Here is a 9,525-nt window from a genome sequence, read left to right as displayed (position 1 = left end):
GATCGATGGTCGCTCCATGAGCAGCCACGACAGTCCGAAGACGATCGGGAAGAAGAGTGCGAACTCGACGGAGGGGAAGACCATGAGCGGGCTGGGCGAGGATCCCGTAGAGCCGGCGGCGGGCCTCGACGAGGACCTTCTTGGCGTCCGCCGCCTGGTCCGCGTCGGCGACGCGGACGACCTGGCGGGCGGCGTCCACGACGCTGACGACCAGGTCGCGGAGCTCGAGGGCCCCGCGGTCGTCGTCGTCGACGAGCGCCTCCCACGGCGTGGACTCGGCGGCCAGGCGGGTCGCCTCCTCCGTGCCCGCGTCGGTCAGCGAGAACGCCTTGCGCGGGCCGCGCCCCTCGGAGCTCTCGACGAGCTCCTCGGCAGAGAGCCGCTTGAGGGTCGGATAGACCGAGCCGGGGCTCGGGCGCCAGACGCCGCCGCTGCGCTCGTGCAGCTCCGAGATGAGCTGGTAGCCGTGCATCGGGCCCTCGAGGAGGAGCACGAGGATGCCGGCGCGGATGTCGCCGCGGCCGACGCGGGCGCCGGGCGGCAGGAAGCCGGGGAGCTCCGGGTCGCCCGGCCGGCCGAACGGCCCGCCGGGACCGCGACCACCCGGACCGCGACCGCGACCCCGTCCCCCGGGGCCGCCCGGACCGCGGCCGCGACCGCGACCGCCCTCGGGCCCGCGGCCGCCGCGGCCACCGGGACCGAAGCCCTCGCCGTCTCCCGGCCCGCCGTGCTCGCCGACGGGGGCGCACCGGTGGTTCCGGGGTCCGCGCTCGTCGAACGCGCCGGGGTGGTCGTGCCGGAAGCCGTGACCATCCGGCCCGCCGTGGCGGTGGCGACCGCGGCCGCCCTCGCCGAACCCGTCGGGACCGTCGTGGCGGTGGTGACCCGGCCCGCGCTCGTCGAACGCCTCCGGATCTCCGTGGCGGTGGCGGCCGGGGCCGCGCCCGCCGTCGCCGCCCGGACCGTCGCGGCGAGGACCACGACCGCCGAAGCGCTGGCCGAACGGAGTGCTGCTGATGGTGAATCGAACTGCGTCCATGAGGACACTCCTTGTGGTTGGTGTTCCATCACGATATATCGTCTTCGCCGAGACGTCAATAGCGCGATATATCGCGATGCTCGTCTGCGCGATCTTGAACGGCAGGTTGCACTCTCGGCGGCCGAGGTGCGGCGGCCGTCCTGGCGGGTCGGCGCGGGTCGGCGCGGGTCGGCGCGGGTCGGCGCGGGTCGGCGCGGGTCGCCGACCAGGAAACCTTCCCGGGAGATACCGACTCTGGTGATCGTCGCCGGGCCCGCCCGCACGACGATCCGGCGCCGCACGCCGACCAGGAAAGGCACCTGGGGGGGTAGCAAATCTGGTGACCGTCGCCGGGCCCGCCCGCACGACGTCCCCGGGGCAGCACGCCGACCGGGAAACCTCCCTGGCAGGTTCCGAATCCGGCAACCACGGCCTCGGCCCGCCCGCCCCGGGCCCGCCCCCGGAACACCGACCGGCCCCGCCCCACGGAACGACGACGGGCGGCCCGTGGGCCGCCCGTCGTGTGCTGAATCGGATTCCGAGATGTCTCGGGAAGCTGCCCGCGACGACCGGACGGTCGCCTGCGGGTGGTCCGCCCATCATGCCGGATGGTCCGGCCGACGGGCGATCGCCCCCGTCCCGGAGGTCCGGGGCGGGATGCGGGTCGCGTCCCGCCCGGTCGATCCGGGGCGGGACGCCGGTCCCGCCGGCGCTCGCCGGCGGGACCGTGGCCGCTAGTAGCGGTAGTGGTCGGGCTTGTACGGGCCCTCGACCGGAACGCCGATGTAGTCGGCCTGCTCCTGCGTGAGCTTCGTGAGGCGGACGCCCAGGGCGTCGAGGTGCAGGCGCGCGACCTTCTCGTCGAGGTGCTTCGGCAGGACGTAGACCTGCTTCTCGTACTCGGAGTTCTTCGTGAACAGCTCGATCTGGGCGATCGTCTGGTTCGTGAAGGAGTTCGACATCACGAAGGACGGGTGACCCGTCGCGTTGCCGAGGTTCAGCAGGCGACCCTCGGACAGCACGATGATCGAGTGGCCGTCGGGGAAGACCCACTCGTGGACCTGCGGCTTGACCTCGACGCGCTCGATGCCCGGGATCGACGCCAGACCGGCGATGTCGATCTCGTTGTCGAAGTGGCCGATGTTGCCGACGATGGCCTTGTTCTTCAGCGAGGCGAGGTGATCCTTGGTGAGGATGTCCTTGTTGCCCGTCGTCGTGATGACGATGTCGGCCGTCGCGATGACGTCCTCCAGCGTGGCGACCTGGTAGCCCTCCATGGCGGCCTGGAGCGCGTTGATCGGGTCGATCTCGGTGACGATGACGCGGGCGCCCTGGCCACGGAACGAGGCGGCGGAGCCCTTGCCGACGTCGCCGAAGCCGCAGATGACGGCCGTCTTGCCGGCGATCATGACGTCGGTGGCGCGGTTGACGCCGTCGATCAGCGAGTGGCGGCAGCCGTAGAGGTTGTCGAACTTCGACTTGGTGACCGAGTCGTTGACGTTGATCGCCGGGAAGAGGAGCTTGCCCTCCTTGGCGAGCTCGTACAGGCGGTGGACGCCCGTCGTGGTCTCCTCGGTGACGCCCAGGATGCCGTCGGACAGCTCGGTGTAGCGGTTCGGGTGCTCGGCGACCGAGGACTGCAGCAGCTGCAGGAAGATGGTCTCCTCCTCGGAACCGCCGGTGGACGGGTCCGGCACGGCGCCGGCGAGCTCGAACTCGCGGCCCTTGTGCAGGAGCATCGTGGCGTCGCCACCGTCGTCCAGGATCATGTTCGGACCCTCGGCACCCCAGCCGGCGACGACCTGCTCGGTGCACCACCAGTACTCCTCGAGCGTCTCGCCCTTCCAGGCGTAGACCGGGACGCCCTGAGGATCCTCGGGCGTGCCGTTCGGGCCGACGACGACGGCCGCCGCGGCCTGGTCGTCGGTCGAGAAGATGTTGCAGGAGCACCAGCGGACCTCGGCGCCCAGCGCCGTGAGGGTCTCGATGAGCACGGCGGTCTGCGTGGTCATGTGCAGGGAGCCGATGATGCGGGCGCCCTTGAGGGGCTGCGACGCGGCGAACTCGCGGCGCGTCGACATCAGGCCGGGCATCTCGTGCTCGGCGAGGTCGATCTGCTTGCGGCCGGCGGCGGCCAGGTTCAGATCGACGACCTTGAAGTCGTTCTGCTGAAGGACGGTGCTCATAGCGTCTCCGTGAGGTTCGTGGTGGCGGTGGTGTCGGCGCGACGTGCGGCCTCTGCCACCAGTCGCTCGTGCTTGTCCTGCTCCCACGTGAGCCAATCGTCGGCGGGCACGTGGGCAGGACGCGCCGGCTCGGCCTCGAGCCATTCCTCGACCGTCGTCCGCAGCACGTCGTCGTGCTGCATACGGCGGGCGAACCCGACCTCTCCGAGAGCCAGACCGTGCTCGTCCAGGAGCCCGCGCAACGTGCGCAGGCGCTGGAGCTCACCCGGTCCGTACAGGCGGTAGCCGCCCGTCGACCGCTCGGGCTCGACGAGCCCCATGCGTTCGATGTAGCGGAGCATCCGCGGGCTCCAGCCCGTGGTCTCCGCCGCCTCGTTGATCGTCAGTGCGTCCATGCGGGACTTCGTAACCTTACCACGATCGTGTCAAGGTTACGACGGGGTGCCCGCTCGGCCCGCCTCCGCGACCGACCGGGCGGATCGCCGCGGACGTGGTGTCGACGCCCTCAGGCCGTCGCCGGCGCCCCACCACGAGCCGGTCGGCGAAGAAGTCCAGGTCCGGTCCAGCGCCTCGCGGGTCGGGTGGCCCGGGACGTCCTGGAGGTCCTCCGTGACCACCGAGTGCGCGATCCGCCTGTTGCCGTACGGGTTGCCCTTCGACGAGTCGATCTCGACGGCCAGGAAGCGGTCGCCGAGCTCGTGACGCAGCCGGCGGAAGCGCTCGCCGGCCGGGGCCCGTTCCCGTGCCGCGACCGCCCGCACCTGCCATCGTGCCGCCCATGGAAGACGCGCTGCCCGATCCCGAGCTGGACGGCCCCGAGACGACGACGTTCCGCGGACTCGTGGACGGCGAGGAGGTCGGCACCGGCACGCTCACGCTCCGCACGGAGGGCGACCGCGAGCTGATCCAGGAGATCCGCGGCGAGGCCTTCGGGCGCCTGGCCGGCACGGTGCAGACCCGCTTCCGCCGGCGCTCCGGCGCGCTGCTCGCCCAGTCCCAGTCGATCGAGCTGACCGACAAGGACCGCGAGGTCTTCACCGAGTCCGCCGCGTTCCGCGACGTCCAGGTGCCGCAGATGGGCGGCGACATCTCGGCCTACCCGCGCGAGATGGTCCCCGCCCCGGCGATCGTGCTGGCGCTCCGCGTCCTGCCGCTCGCCGACAAGGCGAAGTTCGTGCCGCCGGTGTGGCTGACGGCCGTCGTGCACTGGCCGATCGACATCCGCGTCGAGAAGCGCGAGAAGGTCGCGGTGCCCGCCGGCAAGATCGACGCGTGGCGGATCCGCCTGCGCCCGAGCCTCGTCGCCGTCGCCCAGGCGCTCGACGAGCTCTCGGCCAGCGTCGTCCCGCCCGTGATCGCGCACGTCAGCGTCGACGGGCAGCGGCTCGTCCGCCTCGCGTTCCCGACGGGTCCGTCCCGGACGGACCCCGCCGGGCTGATCGAGGCGTCCGACCTCGGGTGAGGGCCGGCCCGTGACGCCTCGCCGCCGGCCCGCCACCGGCGATCCCGACCCGGTGCGACCGCGGCGCCGGTGGTGGGGCAGGTCGCGCCTCCGATGATGCGCCGGGCGGTCCTCGGCGTCGACGTCGGGACGACGGCGGCGAAGACGACCGCGTTCGCGACGGACGGCTCGTCCCTCGGCGGCGGCGAGCACGGCTACCCGCTCGACGTGGCGGAGCCCGGACACGCGACGCAGGAGCCGCGGGTCGTGGTCGCGGCCGTCCGGCGGACCGTGCGCGAGGCGGCCGCGCGCTGCCGTGACGCCGGCGTCGAGGTCGCCGGGATCGCCGTCTCGACCGCCATGCACGGACTCTGCGCGCTGGACGGCGACGGCGCGCCGCTGACGCCGATCCTCACGTGGGCCGACACCCGGGCCGCCCCGCAGGCCGACCGCATCCGCGCCGCGGACCCCGGCGTCCACGACCGGACGGGGACGCCCGTCCACCCGATGGCGCCGCTGGCCAAGCTGGCCTGGTTCCGCGAGGAGGACCCCGCCGTCTTCGTCGCCGCGCGCCGCTGGGTCGGCGTGAAGGAGCTCGTCCTGCACGACCTGACGGGACGGTGGGCGCTCGACGAGTCCGTCGCGTCCGGCACCGGACTCTGGAACGCGGCCGCGCGCGACTGGGACCCGGGCGCGCTGCGGTCGGCGGGGATCGAGGCGTCGGTGCTCGCCCCGCTGGTCCCGACGACGACCGTCCTCGGCGGCCTGACCGCCCACACCGCCGCGGCCACCGGCCTGCCCGCGGACACGCCGGTCGTGGCGGGCGCCGGCGACGGTCCGCTGGCGAACATCGGCGTCGGGGCGGTGCGGCCGGGCGTCGCCGCCTGCTCGATCGGCACGAGCGGCGCGCTGCGGCTCACCGTCGACCGGCCCGCGGTCGACCCGGCCCGGCGGCTGTTCAGCTACGCCCTGGACGACGACCGTTGGGTCACCGGCGGGGCAATCAACAACGGCGGCTCGGTCCTGCGCTGGGCCGGGGACGCGCTCGCGCCGGACCTCGGCCCCCACCCCGAGGACGAGCTGCTCGCGCTCGCGGCGACCGCGCCGCCGGGGTCCGACGGGCTCGTCCTGCTGCCGTCGCTGCTGTCGGAGCGGGCGCCGCGCTGGCGGGGCGACGGACGCGGGGCCTTCGTGGGCCTCGCCGCCGGGCACGGCCGGGCGCACCTCGTCCGCGCGGCGGTCGAGGGCGTCTGCCTGCAGCTCGCCCTCGTCCTCGACTCGCTGCGCGAGGCCGGCCACCGGGTCGACGAGCTGCGGGCGACCGGCGGCTTCGCACGCAGCCCGTTCTGGCGGCAGCTGCTCGCGGACGTCCTCGGCGTGCCGGTCGGGTTCCCGGAGGGCCACGAGGGCTCCGGGCTCGGCGCGGCGATCGTGGGCATGCGGGCGCTCGGGCTGATCGCGGACGACGACGCGGTCGCGCGACGGATCGCGGTGGCGGAGACGCGGCGCCCGGACCCCGTCGCGGCCCAGCGCTACGCCGCGCTGCGCCCCGTCTTCGCCGGTCTGCAGGAGGCGCTCGAGCCGGGGCTCCGGGCGCTGCGCGAGCTGGACCGCCGCGGCTGAGCAACCGGCGCGCGCCCGCCGTCCGCGCGCGAGGATGGGTCGGGCCGACGCGCCATGCGCACGCCGGCCCGCCAGATCCCCCGCCTCGGAGCACCATGCCCGCCCCAGCCCCCGCCCGGATGCACCGGGCCGTCCGCTCAGCCCCGCCGCACCGCGCCGGACGTCGGGGCCGCGCCGCCCTCGCCGGGCTCCTGACGCTGACCGCCGCCGCGGCGGCCGCCCCGTCCGCCGGCGCCGACGGCCCGCCGTACGTGACACGCCCCGACCTGCGGCCGACCCGGGTGACCGTGACGACGCCGGCCACGAACGTGGCCCCCGGGTACGTCTTCGCGACCCCGAAGGGCGGCGGCATCGACTCCGGCGCCGAGATCTTCGACAACGCCGGGCAGCTCGTGTGGTTCCGCCCCGCGAAGAAGCGGGGCACGTCGATCCTCGACCTCAAGCCCCAGACGTACGAGGGCAAGCCGGTCGCGACGTTCTGGGAGGGCCTCGCCGTGCGCGGCTACGGCTTCGGCGCGTTCCACATCGTCGACCAGAACATGAACGAGATCGGCAGGGTCAGCCCGAACGGCAAGGGGCAGATGGACTTCCACGAGTTCACGCTGACGCCGCAGGGCACCGCGCTCGGGATCTCGTACAAGCCGGTCCGCGGCAGCACCACCGCCGTCAAGGGCGGAGCGCGCAACGACCTGATCATGCGCAACCTGATCCAGGAGATCGACCCGAAGACGAACGAGGTCCTCTGGGAGTGGGACATCACGAAGGGCGTGTCCCCGGCCGAGTCCTACCTGCCGATCCCGGCGCGTCCGGAGGTCGCCTACGACTACATCCACGCGAACTCGGTGAACCTCGACGCCGACGGCAACCTCCTCGTCTCGTCGCGGCACACGCACACGATCTACAAGGTCGACAAGAAGACGAAGAAGATCATCTGGCGCCTCGGCGGCAAGAAGTCGAACTTCAAGATGGGGCCCGGCGCCCGCTTCGCCTGGCAGCACGACGCGCACCGCCAGCCCGACGGCACGATCTCGCTGTTCGACAACGCCAGCTCGATCGAGAACGACAAGGGCAAGCGGTCGAAGGGTCTCGTCCTGAACGTCGACGAGGCCGCGAACACGGCCACCGTCGCGAAGCAGTTCGTCAACCCGGTCCCGAAGGTCGACAACACCCAGGGCAACCTGCAGGCGCTGCCGAACGGCAACTGGTTCGTCGGCTGGGGCGGGACGGGACGGAACGTCTCCGAGTTCTCGGCCGACGGCACGCAGATCTTCGAGGCGAAGTACGCGTCGAAGCGGACGGAGTCCTACCGGGCCTACCGCTCGCCGTGGGTCGCCCAGCCGCAGGTCGCGCCGAAGGCCGTGGCCCGGCGCAGCTCGAGCAGCGTCGCCGTCCGGGTCTCGTGGAACGGCGCGACGACCGTCGCCGCCTGGCGCGTCGTCGGGGGCGCGTCCGCGACGACCCTCGTGCCGCGCATCGTGTCCGCCAGGACCGGGTTCGAGACGCTCATCCGCGTCCCGGACCGCGCCGGGGAGTCCAAGGTCGTCGCGGTCGAGGCGCTCGACGTCGCCGGAAACGTGCTGAGCCGCAGTAAGGCGATCGCGGTCGGCGCGAAGTACTAGGCCGTCGGGCGGGCGCGGGCGTCGGGCGGGCGCGGGCGTCGGGCGGGCCGACCGGAGGCACGGCCGCGGGGCCGTTCCCGAACGGTCGTCCGGGCCGCTCAGCCCCAGGAGCGCCCGTAGGCGGTCTGGGCCTCCGAGAGCCCGTCGATGCCGATGCCGAGGCTCGCGAGCTTCAGCCGGGCCATCTCCGCGTCCATCTCCTGCGGGACGCGGTGGACGCCGGGAGCGAACCGGCCCGGCTCGCGGACGAGCGCCTCGACCGCGAGCGCCTGGTTGGTGAACGACAGGTCCATCACCGACGCCGGGTAGCCCTCGGCCGCGGCCAGGTTGACGACGCGGCCGCCGGCCAGCAGGTGCAGCCGCCGGCCGCCGACGACGTAGCGCTCGACGAGCGGGCGGACCTCGACCGGCGGGCCGTCGGCCGCGGCGGCCAGGTCCCCGAGGGCGATCTCGACGTCGAAGTGCCCGGCGTTGGCGAGGATCGTCCCGTCGCGCATCCGCTCGAAGTGCTCGCGCGTCAGGACGTCGCGGTTGCCGGTGACGGTCACGAAGATGTCGCCCCGCTCAGCGGCCACGAGCGCCGGAGCGACGTCGAAGCCCTCGAGCTTCGCCTCCAGCGCCTTGACCGGGTCGACCTCGCAGACGGTGACCGCCGCCCCCATGCCGCGGGCGCGGGCTGCGACGCCGCGGCCGCAGGAGCCGTATCCGATGACGACGAGCGTCCGGCCGGCGAGCAGCACGTTCGTCGCGCGGAGGATGCCGTCCAGCGCCGACTGCCCGGTGCCGTGGCGGTTCTCGACCACGCGGTGGGTGTCGGCCTCGTGGACCGCCAGCACCGGCACGGGCAGCTCTCCGCGGCGGGCCATCGCGCGCAGCCGGATCGCGCCGGCGGTCGTCTCCTCGGTGCCGCCGATCAGGTCCGCCGAGGGGCGCGAGGGGGGCTCGCCGTCGACCGGCTCGTGCAGGAGGGCGAGCAGGTCGCCGCCGTCGTCCATCGTCAGGTGCGGGCCGGGGCCGCCGCACGCCGCGACGGTCTCCTGATGGCGGGCGTAGGTGGCGCGGTCCACCTTGCGGCGGGCGTGGACGGCGACGCCGTCGGCGAGCACCAGGGCGGCGGCCACCTCGTCCTGCGTGGAGAGCGGGTTGGCGGCGGCGAGCCAGACCTCGGCCCCGCCGGCGCGGAGCGTGCGGACGAGGTTGCCGGTCTCCGCGGTCACGTGCAGGCAGGCGGCGATCCGGAGGCCGTCGAGCGGGCGCTCCGTGCCGAAGCGCTCGCGGATCTGCGCCAGGACCGGCATCTGGGCGTCGGCCCAGTCGATGCGCGCCTCGCCGGCCGTGGCCAGCGAGAGGTCCGCGACGTCGTGCGGCGGGCGCCGGCGGCTGGGGGTGCTGGCGCGCGGGGGCATCGCGTCGATGCTAGACCGTCGGCTGCCGCGGAACGCGGGCCTCGTCCGCGGGGCCCCGACGCCACCGGCGGGAATCGGGTCACTCTGGAGGAGCTCCGGGCGACGGGCGGGGCGGGCGACGGGCGGGGGGGCACCGGGCCGCGGGCGGCCTTGCGCTCCGGGGACGCGCGGGTGGCAGCAGGCCGGGCACGGCCCACCGGACACCCGACCGACGGGGGACTCCGTCGGCCGG

8 protein-coding genes are annotated in these 9,525 nt (G+C 74.1%); 3 read left to right on the top strand and 5 right to left on the bottom strand.

Annotation, left to right across the window (positions count from 1 at the left end):
- From AB0L40_RS07045 to AB0L40_RS07030, 4 genes are all read right to left on the bottom strand, one after another.
- The coding region (locus AB0L40_RS07045; RefSeq protein WP_364351272.1) for a PadR family transcriptional regulator at window positions 1-1,039 on the bottom strand (1,039 nt) is incomplete at its 3' end.
- Window positions 1,040-1,752: 713 nt separating this feature from the next.
- Window positions 1,753-3,204, bottom strand: a complete 1,452-nt coding sequence (gene ahcY, locus AB0L40_RS07040; protein ID WP_364351269.1) for an adenosylhomocysteinase — start codon at window positions 3,202-3,204, stop codon at window positions 1,753-1,755.
- Entirely contained in the window at window positions 3,201-3,599 is a 399-nt protein-coding gene (locus tag AB0L40_RS07035; protein WP_364351266.1) for a MerR family transcriptional regulator, read from the bottom strand. Before AB0L40_RS07035 ends, ahcY begins: the two co-directional genes overlap by 4 nt.
- 36 nt (window positions 3,600-3,635) lie before the next feature.
- On the bottom strand, window positions 3,636-3,965 hold the full coding sequence (locus tag AB0L40_RS07030; RefSeq protein ID WP_364351263.1) for a hypothetical protein: 330 nt from the start codon (window positions 3,963-3,965) through the stop codon (window positions 3,636-3,638).
- Window positions 3,966-3,982: 17 nt separating this feature from the next.
- Here AB0L40_RS07030 and AB0L40_RS07025 point away from each other — a divergent pair, with 17 nt between their 5' ends.
- The 3 genes from AB0L40_RS07025 to AB0L40_RS07015 all read left to right on the top strand — a co-directional run bounded on the left by AB0L40_RS07025 (window position 3,983) and on the right by AB0L40_RS07015 (window position 7,887).
- A complete protein-coding gene (locus tag AB0L40_RS07025) occupies window positions 3,983-4,666 on the top strand; it encodes a hypothetical protein (RefSeq protein ID WP_364351260.1) in 684 nt (227 codons plus the stop codon).
- A gap of 93 nt (window positions 4,667-4,759) precedes the next feature.
- Window positions 4,760-6,268, top strand: coding sequence for a gluconokinase (locus AB0L40_RS07020; RefSeq protein ID WP_364351257.1), 1,509 nt, complete (start codon window positions 4,760-4,762; stop codon window positions 6,266-6,268).
- Between the two features lie 95 nt (window positions 6,269-6,363).
- On the top strand, window positions 6,364-7,887 hold the full coding sequence (locus AB0L40_RS07015; protein WP_364351254.1) for an arylsulfotransferase family protein: 1,524 nt from the start codon (window positions 6,364-6,366) through the stop codon (window positions 7,885-7,887).
- 98 nt (window positions 7,888-7,985) lie between these two features.
- Here AB0L40_RS07015 and AB0L40_RS07010 read toward each other — a convergent pair whose 3' ends face one another.
- Window positions 7,986-9,293 carry an adenosylhomocysteinase gene (locus AB0L40_RS07010; RefSeq protein WP_364351251.1) on the bottom strand — a complete coding sequence of 436 codons (1,308 nt, stop codon included), beginning with the start codon at window positions 9,291-9,293 and terminating at the stop codon, window positions 7,986-7,988.
- Between the last annotated feature and the right edge of the window lie 232 nt (window positions 9,294-9,525).

This window comes from Patulibacter sp. NPDC049589 (assembly GCF_040675535.1).
Taxonomy (GTDB): domain Bacteria; phylum Actinomycetota; class Thermoleophilia; order Solirubrobacterales; family Solirubrobacteraceae; genus Patulibacter.
Note: the sequence above shows the minus strand (reverse complement) of the source record. Positions and strands in the feature narration are given on the sequence as shown.